The sequence below is a fragment of the Acinetobacter entericus genome, from assembly GCF_026168575.1.
Lineage (GTDB): Bacteria > Pseudomonadota > Gammaproteobacteria > Pseudomonadales > Moraxellaceae > Acinetobacter > Acinetobacter bouvetii.
The window spans coordinates 1-13,755 of sequence record NZ_JAPEQW010000042.1 but is presented as its reverse complement, the minus strand read 5'-3'; the positions used below and the strand labels follow the sequence as shown (position 1 = coordinate 13,755).

Genomic DNA, 13,755 nt, shown 5'->3' with positions numbered 1-13,755 from the left:
TCACTTGTATGAAGAGAATGCCATTACTCATGCCAATGCATTGATAGCTGTTAGCCGTGGATCTGTGGCTCAACCTAAAGCTGAAATTGATGATTTGCCGTGGGTTGATCCAGTAAGCAACCAAAATTCCACATCAAATGATGTTGTGAAAAAGACATTCGCAAGTCAGTCGGAAATTGAAATTGTTGCACAAGGCCCAGTTGATACAGTTGAAGAAAGCTTGACTGAATTTAAAGCTGAAGATGCTCCCAAAAGGGATCTTGTTCATGAGGCCCTGCTCGAGGATTTGCTGAATCGCGCGGCCATGGCCAAAACGCCGGCTGAAGCAAATGCGCTTGTTGGTTATACGCGGATGTGGACAGAAGANGGATCTTGTTCATGAGGCCCTGCTCGAGGATTTGCTGAATCGCGCGGCCATGGCCAAAACGCCGGCTGAAGCAAATGCGCTTGTTGGTTATACGCGGATGTGGACAGAAGAACAGCGCAAGCCCCTGCTTGATGCCATTCATAAACGCTTGAATGAACTCAATCCGCCTGAAAGTACTCAAATTAAAGAGCCGCCGTCGTTGATGGTGCAAATTCAGAATGCCAAAGATTTGACTGAATTGGATTGCTTGGAAATTGAAGTGTCCTCTCGACATGTGGATATTCAGCCAAAGCTCATGGGTTGTGTGAAACGCCGCCGATTTGAATTGGAGAATCAAGGCAGTGAGGTGGCTCAATGATTTGCCCTAAACAGCTTATTCCTGCTTTCACGATGTTTGTGGCAAGCGATGGCTATCAATGCGTAATCAATAAAATCCTTGGTGAAGCAATCTTCACTAAGGCAAATAAGCCAGGACTAAAAATAGACCGGCTTGGGAACATGAATGAAGCAGCGCAAAAGCGTTTTGAGCTGTTCCTTAAATTATGGCTGAAGAATGGCAAGGAATTCGTTCTGCGCCTTCAGGCTCAGGCAATTATGTTGAAGGTGGCGTGATGGATATTCAGAAAGAAAAACAAGCTTTTGAAAATTGGTGGGAATCATTCCATAACGGCCGCCAAATATCTTGCGATTATGTTGAAGAGGATAACTCATACTCTGTTGGCTATGCGAATGCTCAATGGGTTGCATGGCAAGCCAAAGCCCAAGCGGTGCCTGAAGGGTTTGCATTTAAAGATGTTATGGAGGAACGCCAACGTCAAATTAATCAAGAATTCTACTCTACTGAAAATGATGACGAGTACAAGCAAAATGAGCTTTTAAGAGCTGCTGTTTGTTATGCGGAAAATGTTGTTCGCAGAGGCTGGGTTTTTGATTCTAACTTTGGCCCTGATGTTTATCAGGAGGAAGAAGTTCCAGATTTGTGGCCTTGGGATTTAGATTTTTGGAAGCCTAAGAATCCAAGAAGAGATTTGGTTAGAGCTGCAGCCCTATTAATTGCTGAAATTGAAAGAATTGATCGAAGCACAGGAGCAAGGCCATGATTAAATCAACTGTAACTTTTGATGATGATTACATTTTTATTAATGGCAAACACGTCTGGCTTCATGGTGATTCTCAGTGTTTTGCAGTTGGTCAAATGGATGAAGACCATGAAGATGGTGGAGAAGTTGAGGAATTATTGCCATCACTTGAATTGGCGATTATCTATTGTTTGGAGCAAACAAATGAATAACCTATCCCCTGCTGAAATCGAACTTTTAGAAGAATTCCGCGAAGACCTGGCGCCGCGGCATGTATCCGGAATGTTTTACACGACAACATTGCCGGCTGAACTTGTCACATTGTTATACACGCTTATAAATGAAAAATTGGCTGCGGCAGATAGGTTGCCAGCTGCTGTGAAGCGTAGTTTGAAGGAGGTGTCATGATGGGAGCATTGCAGTTTTCAACTTATGACTACTTGTTTTTAAAGCATCGCTCTGTTGTGGTGAAGTTGCTTGATATTGCGGATGAATACTATCCATCCCTAAAAAAAGCAACCGTGCACCAAATGGCGACTGAAAACAAGTTTCCCTTTCCAGTGTTCAAACTGGATCAAAAAAGCCGTACAGCGCCATATTTCGTGAACTTGCAGGATTTGGCAGATGCGCTAGACAAAGAGCATCAAAGCGCATCAAAAGACTTTGCTACATTTCACCAATGATCTGTAGCAGGTCATCCAATTGTAAAATGTTTGCCCTTTTCTTCACCGACACATATCGCTCAAGACTGCTCCAAGTGTCGTGCAATGTGACTTGCTGTATTTGCGGAATAGTTAAACCGCTTTCAGCAAGTCGTGTTGCTCCCTCATGCCTTAAATCATGAAACCTAAAGTCGCTCATGCCTAAGATATGGCAAGACTGGTTAAATTCAGACGCTATAGCAACAGCAGACAATGGTACAAGTAAATCACTATCACCACCCATTCTTAGCATTCTTGCCCTTGTGTCATCCCGCATTAAAAGCTCAATGATTTTTTGGCAGTCTGAAAGAACATTAAAATGCTTGTGATTTCCTTTTGAGCCATTGGGGTTTTTTAAATCTCGAACCATCCATGATTGATGCTCTTCATCATAATCACTTAATCGAATCCTGGTTATCTCTGCTTGTCGTCTGCATGAGAAAATAGCGAATAAGACTATTAGGTGCATCGGGTATGCTGTGCGTCCGCGATTCCACTTGTCAAGATAATGCAGCAATAGGTTTTTTAATTCGGTATTTGATAGCAGCCGATCCCGCTTGTCTGACTTCTTGATCTGACGTGTCTTTCTGAGTTGCAGGCAGGCATTATTAAATTCATTCAAATTGACATTGATGCGCCACATTACGGATGCATGAGTCAAGATGGATTTAATATTTTGAAGCTCGTTCAAGATCGTTGATGGTAAAACTGGATCAAGACCTAACTTGCTATAACCTTTCTTTCGTAAAGCCACATGCTCAGAAACATGGGTAGCATTGATTTGCTCTAAACACACTCTAGCAATAGGCAGCTTCGCAATTAAATCAAGCGACCTGTTTTTAGTGCGACCAAATTCATCACCGACTTCTTCTTTGTATTTTGCAATAGCAGCAGCAATCGTCATTGACTTATTATTGATACCGAGCAAAATATCAGGATTGTCTGCTATCTCTTGCTCACGCTTATTGAGCCAGTTTGATGCGGTGCGCATGGTGCCAAAGGTTTTACTTTCCTTGTATTCAGGCAAGCCAGAGCGTTTAATGCGTATTTCAGCACGATAACGAATGACACCGCTGACGCTTTTGCGCTGTGTGATTGTTCCCATTTTTACGCCATTTAATATATTTTGCAGATGGCGTAAATTATGGCGTAATTCGATATGCTTTAATACTTGTTAATCTTTATTAATCGCTGTTAATCGACAAGTGACTTATTAAATTAAAGTGCTGTAATTTATAATAAAATAGGTAAGATATTGATAGTTAAAAGATATTTAGCATTTACATTGATGTGATGCAGGACTGGATTAATGAACATGCTTGGGGCTCGACTTGGCAGCGTGAAGGCGTACTGCCGCGCAAATACCGTTCACTGATTACCATTGCATTTTTAACCGCGCAAAAAAGCCCAACCGAGCTTAAGGGCCATGTCCGCGGCGCTTTAAATAACGGCGCAACAGTTGAAGAAATTCAGGAAGTCTTGCTGCACAGTTTGCCGTACTGCGGCGCGCCGGCAACACAGGAAGCATTCCGAGCCGCCTTAGAAGTCATCAATGACTATCAAAAGTCTGAATAAATACCGCCAAAAGTATCAAAAAAACCGCAGAATTCTGCGGTTTTTTTATTCCATTACGTTTAAGACAGTTCAATTTGATTGATCTGCTCTAAACTTTGCACGGCCGCTGAAAAGTCCAATTGCTGTGCGTGCGGCTTTTCAATCAGCCCGAACTGCTGCTGCACCAGATGCATGGCGGGCAGCTGTAAATTTTCTTCTGCGATCAGGCTCACGGCAATGCCGATATCCTTTTGCAGCAAATCTAAAGCAAAGGTTTTATCAAAACGGCGGTTCAGCACACGCTGCGCCATAATATTTTCCGACATGCTGCTTTTGCCGCTGGAATGGTTAATGCAGTTCAGTGCTGAAGCTAAATCAACCTGTTTAGACTTCAGCAACGTCAGACCTTCTGCCAGCGCCCATAAATGCGCCGCCATCAATGTGTTATTTACAGCTTTCACTGCAAAGCCTGCACCGCTTTCCCCTACATGCTCGATCAAGCCGGAAAAGGCATCAATCACGGGTTTGGCTTGTTCAAAAGCAGTTGCATCTCCGCCAATCATCACCGTTAAAGTTCCCCGCTCTGCGCCGATGGTTTGCCCTGAAACGGGCGCATCCAAGTAAATAGAACCGAATGCTTTCAATTGCTGGCTTAGACGCTGCGCCGACTCTGGCACGCCGCTGGTGCAGTCAATCCAGATACTTCCCGCTTTAGGGGGATGTGCTGCGATTAACTGCTCAACATCTGCGCTGGTGGGCAAGCAGGAGAAAATAAAATCAGCCTGCACTGCATCTTCAATCGCAGCAGCCTGCGTGCCAAAACTCTCTGCATGCAGCACAGCCTTGTCAAAATTGCGGTTCCAAACCAGAACGTCTAAACCAGTTTTTGGCAAATGGGAAGCCATATGCCACCCCATTGCCCCGAGTCCAATAAATGCTGCACGTTGACTCAAAATAATCTCCTAGTGTTGAACTGCAGAGGATGCAGCAGAGGATTCATCATTTACGGCTTGCGCTTTTTCTTCACCGCGGTTTAAAAAGAGATTTAAGAAGATCGCGGCCAATGTCGCTGTGCCAATTCCGCCTAAATCAAAACTGCCAATATGCAAACTCAGGTTTCCTGCACCCATAATCAGGCTGACAGCCGCAATTAATAAAGTGCTGTTCTTGGTAAAATCGACTTTATGGTCAATCCAGATTTTTGCACCAGCTATCGTAATTAAGCCAAATACGACAATCGAAGCGCCGCCCAACAGCGCCACTGGAATGGTGCTGATGACAGCGCCAAATTTAGGCGATAACCCCAGAAGAACAGCAAATACACCGGCAATCACAAAAATTGTCGTTGAATAGACTTTGGTCACTGCCATTACGCCAATATTTTCAGCATAGGTCGTCATGCCTGTTCCGCCTACGGATGCAGACATGGTTGTGCAGAGGCCATCAGCTAAAAAAGCGCGCCCCATATACGGGTCCAGATTTTTTCCAGTCATGGCCGATACGGCTTTAAAGTGGCCTAAGTTTTCTGCAACTAAAATCAAAGCAACAGGCGCAATCAGCAGCATGGCATTAGCATCAAACACGGGCGCGTGGAAAGTTGGCAGGCCAAACCAAGCTGCGTTGCCAATCACACTGAAATCAATCGGCTTGCCAAAGCCCAAAACATTGGTCAATAAAAAATACGCAAAATAAGCTGTCATCAGGCCAATCAGCAGCAATAAACGCCGCACCATGCCGCGGGTAAATACCGCAACCGCGCTGATACACAAAATGGTCACGACTGCCATCCATGTATCAAAAGAACTGGCAGAAACGCTTTTAATAGTCACAGGCGCCAAATTCAGACCAATAATCATGACAATAGCGCCAGTCACAATCGGCGGCATGAGTTTTTCAATCCATGCCGTTCCTGTTTTCATCACCACTAAACCGATACCCGCATAAATCAGGCCGCAGGCAATGGTTCCGCCTAATGCCAAAGCGATATTCGGATTGGAGCCTGCGCCGCTGTAACCCGTCGCTGCTGCCACTGCGCCAATAAATGCAAAACTCGAGCCCAGATAGCTCGGCATGCGCCCGCCAGTCATGAGGAAAAATAGAATCGTGCCAATCCCAGTAATAAAAATGGTCAGGTTCGGATCAAATCCCATCAATAAAGGTGCCAGCACTGTCGCGCCAAACATGGCAAATGCATGCTGCAGCCCCAAGACGATGCTTTTTGCTGGGGGAAGGTACTCGTCAGTTTGGACTGGCGTTGTATCTAAGTTGCCTTGATAAGGCTTAAATTTCGGAAACCACGTTTCTTTTTCATTCATTAGGGTTCCCCCTCCTTCAGATGGGTCCAAATCTCAGTTCATTGGTTTTGGTTCACAGTAGCTGCGGTTGAAATACATTAAGGCATTTTGACCGTCTTGGCTTTGCACCGCTTTCACTTCACAAATCAATACATCATGGCTGCCGACAGACATGCTTTGCACAACTTCGCAGTCAAAAGACACTAAAGCACCCTCCAGCACAGGCGCTTGCGTGACTAGAGAATTCCAAACGCCATGCGAAAAACGTTCCTGCATTGGGGTTTTGCCGCCAAATAAATTGGACAGATGGCTTTGCTGCGCATTTAAGGTGTTTACACACAGTACTTTATTGGCCTTGAATGTTTCAAATACAGACGCCGAACGGTTTAAACAGACCAATAATGTTGGCGGCGTATCCGTTACACTGCATACAGCAGAAGCAGTGAATCCAGCCTGTCCTGCTGCGCCCTGAGTCGTAATGACATTGACCGCCGCGCCTAAATTTGACATGCCTTGACGGAACAGCTGCTGATCAACTTCACAGCCGGCATTCATCATCGGCTTGTGCATCTGCGCTGCACTGTTCATCACTTCCGCAGTCATTAATTTGCTGTTCATGACAATTCTCCCAAACTGAAACCTGCCCCGCAGCAGTTCAGCCTGCTTTAAAAGTTATAGTTAAACATGTGCAACCGAAGCAATTTCGACAAGCGCATCCGGTTTCACTAAACCCGTTTGTACGCAATAGCGCGCAGGCTTATCTCCAGGGAAATACTCTGCATAAACCTCATTGAAGGCCGCATAATTTGCCCAATCTGTCAGGAAAATATGGTTAAAGGTGACATCAGCCATGGTGCCGCCGGCGGTTTCTAAAATCTTTTTGATGGTTTCCAAAATGTGGCGGGCTTGCGCTGCGCAGTCACCCACATGCACCACATTGTTATTTTCATCAAAAGCTAAAGTGCCTGACACATACACAATATTGTCTGCTTTCGTGGCTGGTACAAATGGCGCAAGCGGTATGCCTGTTCCAGCTGGGACAATAATTTCTTTAGGCATGGCATTCTCCAAATTTTTAAAAATCTTTAGGGTTAAAAAGGTCTATGCGCATATCGGTTTAAGCTGATTTTTCAAGCTGGACTTGCGGCTTAAACGTCTCAACAAAGTGTTTGGTGTCAGATACCCAGCCAAAGAAAGTTTTAATGTTGAATAAGCTCGCCTCATGCGCTTCTACAGGGCCCGCCTGATAGCAGGCGTCATCCAGCGCTACGCCAAAATATTCGAGGAAGAAACCGTCACGTAAAGTCGATTCCACACAGACATTGGTGGCAATGCCGACAAAGACTAAATTGCGGATGCCGCGGCAGCGCAGCATGCTGTCCAAAGCCGTGTTGAAGAAACCGCTATAGCGTGGCTTTTCAATCACTAGGTCCTGTTCTAAAGGCTGCAGCTCATCAATCAGTTCAAAATCCCAATGCCCTTTTGCCAATAAAGTGCCTTGCAGTTCTGGCTTCTTGCGCATGGTTTTCAAGGCATTGGATTTATGGAAGTTTGGAGAATCTACCCCGCCGGCTTCACGGTACTGATCATCCCAGCCATTTTTAAAGTAGATGACTTGAATGCCCGCTTCATGCGCTGCCGCTACGGCTTTTTTAATGTTTTCAACCACTGGTTTAGTTTTCGAAACATCAAAACCCGCCAAATCTAAATAGCCGCCCATTGAGGTATAGGCATTTTGCATATCAATGACAATTAAGGCTGTCTGCTCTGGCGCCAGTTTCAGGGCTTCAGGTAATGCAGGCAATATTTTTCCTGTACCTGCTTTTTCGGTGAACCCGCTGCAGACGACTGTTTCGGCAGTGAATTGTCTCATGCTGATTTCTCCAAAATCGTTAAGGCTGCTTCACCTTCTTCAATCACAATGCCTTGACGGCTTTTCATTAGTGGCTGAATTTTTTGACCAAAATCTTCCACACCTTGAATAAAGTCATCAAAGGTCAGTAAAATGCCGCCTGTGCCTTCAATGCTGTCCAATTCATCCAGCATGCTTGCCACATTTTCAAATGAACCGACCAATGTGCCCATGTTGATATTGACTGGAGAAACACTGGATGCCATTTGACGGATATTGGTATCACTGCCTGAAGAAGTATCTTTGCCGCCTTGATTTTTCAGCCAGTTAATCGCTTCCATATCTGCGCCATCGTTATAGCTTTGCCATTTCGCAAATGCTTCTTCATCTGTTTCTGCTGCAATCACCATAAACAGCACAAAGGTTTCAACGTTGCGGCCGGTTTTGTCTGTATGCGCTTTTAAGCGGTCGTTGATGTCAGCAAAAGCTGTAGGCGTATTCAAGCCTTTACCAAAAACGAAGTTGTAATCTGCATATTGCGCAGAGAACGCCAAGCCTGTATCGGATTGGCCTGCACAAATAATTTTCATATCTGCTTGCGGGATCGGGCTGACACGGCAATCTTCCATTTGGAAATGTTCGCCTTTAAAGTCTGATTTTCCTGTCGACCATAAATCGCGAAGTACTTGTACATATTCAGACAGGTATTCATAGCGTTTGCCAAAGTATTCATCACCCGGCCACATCCCCATTTGCGTATATTCAGGCGCTTGCCAGCCAGTCACCACATTCAAGCCAAAGCGGCCATTCGAAATTGAATCAATGGTTGATGCCATGCGCGCAACGATTGCAGGCGGCATCACCAAAGTCGCCGCGGTTGCATAAATTTGAATCTTGCTGGTCACAGCAGCCAGACCGGCCATCAGGGTAAATGTTTCTAGATTGTGCTCCCAGAATTCAGTTTTACCGCCAAAACCGCGAAGCTTAATCATCGATAAAGCAAAGTCAAAACCATAATGTTCAGCGCGCTGCACAATCTGTTTGTTCATCTCAAAACTAGGTTTATATTGCGGCGCATTTTCCGAAAGCAGCCAGCCGTTGTTGCCAATTGGACAAAAGATACCAATTTTCATATTCACTACCTATATTTTACCAATGAGTAAAAAAATACTCTTAAATTTAAAAACCATTTACCATAATTAATATTTAGCAATTGCTGTGCCAATTATTATTTATTATTATTTTTCAAATATTTAATATTTTTAGTTTTTACTTTTTAGTAAAAAATACCCTATTCAAACATGCGCATTTTTAGTGTGCAATGTTTTAAAAAGGTGCACTTTATGAACCAAGACATTGCTCATCACATTTAAAAATTTCATCGAAACATCAGCAAGCGTTCTGTACCAAAAGGAAAAAGCCCAATATGATTATCGGGCTTTTGGTTACTCCTATATTTAAGCGTAATGCTTAGCTCAGCAAAAAATTCAGCAGTACTTGATTGATCTGTGCTGTTTCGGTATGCGTCGACGCATGCGCCCCAGAGGCAAATATTTCTAGCACTCCCTGCCCTAAGCTTTTCTGCAAATCTGCCGATTTTTTGACAGGCACTAGAAAGTCATCCTGATTGGCAATCAATTGTATCTGAGTATTTGTTAAAGCCTCAGCATGCTGTTCATTCACACTAAACTGCTGCAGTGCCTGCAGACGCATCAGCACATTATGCGCAGGCGGAAAGTTCGTGAGCTGTGCATTTTCGGCTTGTTCCAGACTTTCTTGATGTTCTGAAATCCATTGCGGCGGATAAAGAAAAAGCGCCTGCGCGCGCACATAGGCCTCTGCGCCGCTGTTTTCCAGCAAGCTGATGCGCGCTTGAAAACATTTTTGCGTATGCGGATCTAATTGATTCCACGCATTGATACAGCTTAGGCTTTTCATCTGGAGATTCTCCCTGCTCTCAGCAATAAGCCTTGCCAGCTCCATACCAATATGCCCGCCCAAAGCATGGCCAATAAAATGAAACTGCTGAATGTCCGCATCTTTGAAGATACCTAGCGCCTGCTGCGCCATATGCCGCATGCTGTAATCGGCAGGCAATGTTTCCGCGTCTGAATGGCATCCTTCATGATCATAAGTCAAGACATGAAAATGCTGCTGCAATGCCTCTAATTGCGGTTTCCAAAATGCGCCATGGCCGCCGAGGCCTGATGAAAGAATAACGTGCTCAGCTCGTGCATTGTCAGTACAAGGGTGAATTTGATAGTGCATGTAATGGTCTTCGCTGCTAGATAGTATTTTACCATTCAGCAAAAAATGTGCCGTTTCAACTCAAAGGCCTGCCGATCATCAAGCATGCTGGAACATTTTAAATCCAATAAACATTGACGCTGTAAAAAAATTCATTAACCTCAAAACGCACTTGATAGCCCAGTTCAGTCAGCTCTGCAGAAAGGCTGCGGATCTCTTCCAAAGGCAAATGCTTGGGCAGTACAGTGAACACCGCGGTATTGCCCTGCTGGGCATTGCTTTCAATCATTTGCGCTAAACGGATTCTATACAGTTCGATATTTAAATTGGCATTTTCAGACAGCGTTTTAGCAACAGCTGCAGTAATAAAACTTGTCATTTTTATACTCATTATTTTTAAATACTCAATTAAAATAAAACAGTTTTCGCAAAATTCTATAGCTATTTTGCAACCGAACATTTTAATAGAACAATAAAAAAATCCCTCATGAAGAGGGATTCTTTTAACCGAATTTAGCGGGGCAGCGGAATATATTGCGATTCCGAATTTTTCTCTTGCACTTTCCGCTCTGCAATCGTGACATTAATATTCATAGGCTTTTTATCGCGTTCAATTGAAATCTGCACGACGCTGTTAGGCGGCTGCAGCGCTACATAATTGATCAAATGAGATGCTGAAGTAATGACTTCATTATTCACTTTAAGAATTTTATCACCGCGTTTTAAGCCTGCTTTAGCCGAAGGCCCGTTAGGCTGCACATGCGCAACAATAACCCCCTGTTCTTTAGGCGCAAAAACATCTTCCTGCTCAATCGGAAGGAGGCTAATGCCCAAGTAACCTCGGACTACACGGCCATCTTTCAAAATAGCATTGAGCACCTGCTGGCAAATTTTTGCAGGAATTGCAAAACCAATCCCCAGCGAACCGCCAGATTGCGAGAAGATTGCAGTATTCACACCAATCAGATTTCCTGCGACATCAATTAATGCACCGCCTGAATTGCCCGGATTAATCGCCGCATCGGTCTGAATAAAGTCTTCATAGGTATTGATGCCTAAATCTGAACGGCCTGTAGCAGAAATAATGCCCTGCGTTACAGTTTGCCCAACTCCAAACGGGTTGCCAATAGCCAGGACTACATCTCCAACTTCATTGCCGCTCAGTTTGAAAGGCAGCACTGGAAGCTGATCCATTTCAATTTTAATCACCGCAATATCAGTATCAGGATCTGTTCCTACAACCTTTGCCTCGGCGCGGCGCCCATCATTTAAAGCCACAATAATTTGGTCAGCCTGAGCAACCACATGGTTGTTGGTTAGAATATAGCCATCAGATCGAACAATCACCCCAGAACCCAAGCTGTTTTCATTCGGTTCTTGTTTAAGCTGATCCGGAATTTGATTGCCGAAAAATTCACGGAATGCTGGATCATTTAATAAAGGATGATCTAATTGTTTGACTTTCTGTGTTGTAAAAATATTGACCACAGCAGGCGCTGCGACTTTAACTGCTGCATTGTAAGAGACTACGCCGCCTGTACGGGATGTATTGACTAAAGGTTCAATTTTTTCTGCAGGTAATTTCACCCCATCAGGCGTTACAGGCGCTTTAGGCTTCTGCAGCTGCTGCCAGCCCAAAAAGCCCAAAATTACGATAATCAGCAGCACCCAGGGTAACCATGTAAAGCTCCGGCGCACGTTTATATCCTCTAAAAATTTTTAATTGTTGATGGTTCAGTTATTTAAGTCATATTGTAATGTAATTTTTCATACAGGCTTTAAAAAAAACACGGAGTTTTGTGCTGCTTTAGTTACAATTAAATGCATGTTTAAATAATAGAAATTGATTTGGAAATGGCAGAAGGCTGATGGCTCAATTAAACGACATTATTCAGTGGTGCAATCAGACATTAAAGTCCCACGAATTTAAAGACTATGCGCCAAACGGCCTGCAGATCGAAGGAAAGTCTGAAGTCAACAAAATCCTCTGCGCCGTCACGGCATCACAGGGGGCAATTGACGCGTCCATTGCGCAAGGCGCTGACCTGCTGCTGGTGCATCATGGCTATTTTTGGAAAGGCGAAGCCTATCCCATTACTGGCATGCGCGGCAAACGCATCAAAACTTTAATTCAAAATGACATTTCACTTGTTGGCTACCATTTGCCTTTAGACAGCCACCCCACTTTGGGCAACAATGCAGCTATTGCAGATTTACTGCAATTAGAGCGTATTGAAGCTTTAGATCCAAGTGAACACAACCCTATTGGCAACATCGGCTTTTTAAAACAGCCGATGTCACCGCAGGAATTCAAAGCTTTTATATCAGAGCAATTGCATTTTGATGCTATTCATTTGCCGGCAGATAAGGCATCCGTGCAGAAAATCGGGTATTGCACTGGCGGCGCACAGGACTTTATTGGCAAAGCGGCTGAGCAGAATTGCGATGCCTATATTTCTGGGGAAGTCAGTGAGCGGACTTTCTACGAAGCCAAAGAATTGAATGTGCATTATTACGCTTGCGGCCATCATGCTACAGAACGCTATGGCGTACAGCGCCTGGCAAAAGCTATTTCAGAACAGTTCAATATTGAGTATAGTTATTTCGAATTAAACAATCCGATTTAATTTAGTTGAAGCCTGCTTTTGGCATTTTTCTTTATACGTATAAATTCGGGCTTTATTCTGTATTCTTATTTATAAGCAATGCGCAATTCTGTCTAAGAATCTATTACAATAAGGGCACTTAATGTCAAAACCCAGCAAAATGCAAGGAATTGAAAACATGACAACGATTACTTTACCAGCGCTACCTTACGGTTACGAAGATCTTGCTCCGCACATCAGCAAAGAAACTTTAGAATACCACCACGACAAACACCACAACACTTATGTGGTTAACCTGAACAACCTAATCAAAGGTACTGACCTTGAAGGTAAAACTTTAGAAGAAATCATCACAGCAGTTGCTGGCGATGCTTCTAAAGCAGGCGTATTCAACAATGCTGCGCAAGTTTGGAACCACACGTTCTACTGGAACTGTATGGCTAAAAACGGCGGCGGTAAAGCAACTGGCGCTTTAGCTGCTAAAATCGACGAAGCTTTCGGTTCTTACGAAAAATTCGCTGAAGAATTTGCTGCTGCTGCAACGACTCAGTTCGGTTCAGGCTGGGCTTGGTTAGTTGCTGACGAAGTAAATGGCAACTTGTCTATCCTTAAAACTTCAAATGCTGACACTCCGCTTGCTCACGGTAAAGTTGCTGTGTTGACAATCGACGTTTGGGAACACGCTTACTACATCGATTTCCGTAATGCACGTCCTAAGTACATCTCCACTTTCCTTGAAAGCCTAGTAAACTGGGATTACGCAAACGCTAAATATGCAGGTCAAGCTGCTGGCGTTGAAAAATAAGATTAGCTTTAATTTTTTTTTTTGCAAAAAATCACCCGTTTAGGGTGATTTTTTATGGGTTAAGTAAAACTAAAAAAAATTGTGAAACATTGTCTATTTATTGACAATGGAACATGATAAACCTATTAAAAATTCCAGATCCGCAGGTTCTGGGTTTTCATGATAAAAATAAAATATTGAAATTAATTAATAAATTTTATATAACAGATCTCTTTCATAAATCAAAAAACGATCTTCTTTTTGGTTAATA

General features: G+C 43.7%; 18 protein-coding genes and 1 pseudogene. 9 read left to right on the top strand and 10 right to left on the bottom strand.

The window, feature by feature from the left end; all coding sequences use genetic code 11:
• Positions 1-416 precede the first annotated feature (416 nt).
• Genes OKC24_RS17945 through OKC24_RS17920 form a run of 6 tightly spaced genes read left to right on the top strand, consistent with a single transcriptional unit; the run spans position 417 to position 2,129 of the window.
• Complete coding sequence (locus OKC24_RS17945; protein WP_265466096.1) at positions 417-725, top strand: hypothetical protein; 309 nt, start codon at positions 417-419, stop codon at positions 723-725.
• The gene (locus OKC24_RS17940; protein WP_265466095.1) at positions 722-979 is read left to right on the top strand and encodes a hypothetical protein; all 258 of its coding nucleotides are present in this window, start codon (positions 722-724) and stop codon (positions 977-979) included. Before OKC24_RS17945 ends, OKC24_RS17940 begins: the two co-directional genes overlap by 4 nt.
• Complete coding sequence (locus OKC24_RS17935) at positions 910-1,467, top strand: hypothetical protein (protein ID WP_265466094.1); 558 nt, start codon at positions 910-912, stop codon at positions 1,465-1,467. The genes OKC24_RS17940 and OKC24_RS17935 overlap by 70 nt, the downstream gene beginning before the upstream one ends.
• Positions 1,464-1,658, top strand: a complete 195-nt coding sequence (locus OKC24_RS17930; protein ID WP_265466093.1) for a hypothetical protein — start codon at positions 1,464-1,466, stop codon at positions 1,656-1,658. The genes OKC24_RS17935 and OKC24_RS17930 overlap by 4 nt, the downstream gene beginning before the upstream one ends.
• Positions 1,651-1,854 carry a hypothetical protein gene (locus OKC24_RS17925; protein ID WP_265466092.1) on the top strand — a complete coding sequence of 68 codons (204 nt, stop codon included), beginning with the start codon at positions 1,651-1,653 and terminating at the stop codon, positions 1,852-1,854. Before OKC24_RS17930 ends, OKC24_RS17925 begins: the two co-directional genes overlap by 8 nt.
• Positions 1,851-2,129, top strand: coding sequence for a pyocin activator PrtN family protein (locus OKC24_RS17920; protein WP_438800952.1), 279 nt, complete (start codon positions 1,851-1,853; stop codon positions 2,127-2,129). The genes OKC24_RS17925 and OKC24_RS17920 overlap by 4 nt, the downstream gene beginning before the upstream one ends.
• Here the strand turns inward: OKC24_RS17920 and OKC24_RS17915 are convergent.
• Positions 2,113-3,252 (bottom strand): tyrosine-type recombinase/integrase, encoded by a 1,140-nt coding sequence (locus OKC24_RS17915; RefSeq protein WP_265466091.1) that lies wholly within the window; start codon positions 3,250-3,252, stop codon positions 2,113-2,115. The genes OKC24_RS17920 and OKC24_RS17915 overlap by 17 nt on opposite strands.
• 188 nt (positions 3,253-3,440) lie before the next feature.
• Between OKC24_RS17915 and OKC24_RS17910 the strand changes: the two are divergent.
• Positions 3,441-3,722: pseudogene (locus OKC24_RS17910) on the top strand (carboxymuconolactone decarboxylase family protein); the annotation flags it as partial.
• Positions 3,723-3,781: 59 nt separating this feature from the next.
• On the opposite strand, the gene OKC24_RS17905 reads toward OKC24_RS17910, so the two are convergent.
• The 9 genes from OKC24_RS17905 to OKC24_RS17865 form a co-directional block, all read right to left on the bottom strand.
• Entirely contained in the window at positions 3,782-4,654 is an 873-nt protein-coding gene (locus tag OKC24_RS17905) for an NAD(P)-dependent oxidoreductase (RefSeq protein WP_130147186.1), read from the bottom strand.
• Positions 4,655-4,663: 9 nt separating this feature from the next.
• Positions 4,664-6,016, bottom strand: coding sequence for a pyrimidine utilization transport protein G (rutG, locus tag OKC24_RS17900; protein ID WP_130147184.1), 1,353 nt, complete (start codon positions 6,014-6,016; stop codon positions 4,664-4,666).
• Between the two features lie 33 nt (positions 6,017-6,049).
• Positions 6,050-6,583, bottom strand: a complete 534-nt coding sequence (gene rutF, locus OKC24_RS17895) for an NADH-dependent FMN reductase RutF (protein ID WP_228257619.1) — start codon at positions 6,581-6,583, stop codon at positions 6,050-6,052.
• Positions 6,584-6,673: 90 nt separating this feature from the next.
• The gene (gene rutC / locus OKC24_RS17890; protein ID WP_130147180.1) at positions 6,674-7,054 is read right to left on the bottom strand and encodes a pyrimidine utilization protein C; all 381 of its coding nucleotides are present in this window, start codon (positions 7,052-7,054) and stop codon (positions 6,674-6,676) included.
• 58 nt (positions 7,055-7,112) lie between these two features.
• Positions 7,113-7,868, bottom strand: coding sequence for a pyrimidine utilization protein B (gene rutB, locus OKC24_RS17885; protein ID WP_130147178.1), 756 nt, complete (start codon positions 7,866-7,868; stop codon positions 7,113-7,115).
• Positions 7,865-8,980 (bottom strand): pyrimidine utilization protein A, encoded by a 1,116-nt coding sequence (gene rutA / locus OKC24_RS17880; protein ID WP_130147176.1) that lies wholly within the window; start codon positions 8,978-8,980, stop codon positions 7,865-7,867. The genes rutB and rutA overlap by 4 nt, the downstream gene beginning before the upstream one ends.
• Positions 8,981-9,317: 337 nt before the next feature.
• A complete protein-coding gene (gene rutD, locus OKC24_RS17875; RefSeq protein WP_130147174.1) occupies positions 9,318-10,115 on the bottom strand; it encodes a pyrimidine utilization protein D in 798 nt (265 codons plus the stop codon).
• 97 nt (positions 10,116-10,212) lie between these two features.
• Positions 10,213-10,473: a hypothetical protein gene (locus tag OKC24_RS17870; protein WP_130147172.1), complete on the bottom strand. Its 261-nt coding sequence runs from the start codon at positions 10,471-10,473 to the stop codon at positions 10,213-10,215.
• Positions 10,474-10,607: 134 nt separating this feature from the next.
• Positions 10,608-11,792 (bottom strand): S1C family serine protease, encoded by a 1,185-nt coding sequence (locus OKC24_RS17865; protein WP_130147170.1) that lies wholly within the window; start codon positions 11,790-11,792, stop codon positions 10,608-10,610.
• A gap of 170 nt (positions 11,793-11,962) precedes the next feature.
• On the opposite strand from OKC24_RS17865, the gene OKC24_RS17860 reads away from it, so the two are divergent.
• On the top strand, positions 11,963-12,721 hold the full coding sequence (locus tag OKC24_RS17860) for a Nif3-like dinuclear metal center hexameric protein (protein WP_130147168.1): 759 nt from the start codon (positions 11,963-11,965) through the stop codon (positions 12,719-12,721).
• Positions 12,722-12,878: 157 nt separating this feature from the next.
• On the top strand, positions 12,879-13,505 hold the full coding sequence (gene sodB, locus OKC24_RS17855) for a superoxide dismutase SodB (protein WP_067766299.1): 627 nt from the start codon (positions 12,879-12,881) through the stop codon (positions 13,503-13,505).
• Positions 13,506-13,755: the final 250 nt, after the last annotated feature.

Coding starts and splice junctions, on each gene's coding strand:
- OKC24_RS17945 (WP_265466096.1), top strand. CDS start 417: ATGGCCAAAACGCCGGCTGAAGCAAATGCGCTTGTTGGTTATACGCGG.
- OKC24_RS17940 (WP_265466095.1), top strand. CDS start 722: ATGATTTGCCCTAAACAGCTTATTCCTGCTTTCACGATGTTTGTGGCA.
- OKC24_RS17935 (WP_265466094.1), top strand. CDS start 910: ATGGCTGAAGAATGGCAAGGAATTCGTTCTGCGCCTTCAGGCTCAGGC.
- OKC24_RS17930 (WP_265466093.1), top strand. CDS start 1,464: ATGATTAAATCAACTGTAACTTTTGATGATGATTACATTTTTATTAAT.
- OKC24_RS17925 (WP_265466092.1), top strand. CDS start 1,651: ATGAATAACCTATCCCCTGCTGAAATCGAACTTTTAGAAGAATTCCGC.
- OKC24_RS17920 (WP_438800952.1), top strand. CDS start 1,851: ATGATGGGAGCATTGCAGTTTTCAACTTATGACTACTTGTTTTTAAAG.
- OKC24_RS17915 (WP_265466091.1), bottom strand. CDS start 3,252: ATGGGAACAATCACACAGCGCAAAAGCGTCAGCGGTGTCATTCGTTAT.
- rutG (WP_130147184.1), bottom strand. CDS start 6,016: ATGAATGAAAAAGAAACGTGGTTTCCGAAATTTAAGCCTTATCAAGGC.
- rutF (WP_228257619.1), bottom strand. CDS start 6,583: ATGAACAGTGCAGCGCAGATGCACAAGCCGATGATGAATGCCGGCTGT.
- rutC (WP_130147180.1), bottom strand. CDS start 7,054: ATGCCTAAAGAAATTATTGTCCCAGCTGGAACAGGCATACCGCTTGCG.
- rutB (WP_130147178.1), bottom strand. CDS start 7,868: ATGAGACAATTCACTGCCGAAACAGTCGTCTGCAGCGGGTTCACCGAA.
- rutA (WP_130147176.1), bottom strand. CDS start 8,980: ATGAAAATTGGTATCTTTTGTCCAATTGGCAACAACGGCTGGCTGCTT.
- rutD (WP_130147174.1), bottom strand. CDS start 10,115: ATGCACTATCAAATTCACCCTTGTACTGACAATGCACGAGCTGAGCAC.
- OKC24_RS17870 (WP_130147172.1), bottom strand. CDS start 10,473: ATGACAAGTTTTATTACTGCAGCTGTTGCTAAAACGCTGTCTGAAAAT.
- OKC24_RS17860 (WP_130147168.1), top strand. CDS start 11,963: ATGGCTCAATTAAACGACATTATTCAGTGGTGCAATCAGACATTAAAG.
- sodB (WP_067766299.1), top strand. CDS start 12,879: ATGACAACGATTACTTTACCAGCGCTACCTTACGGTTACGAAGATCTT.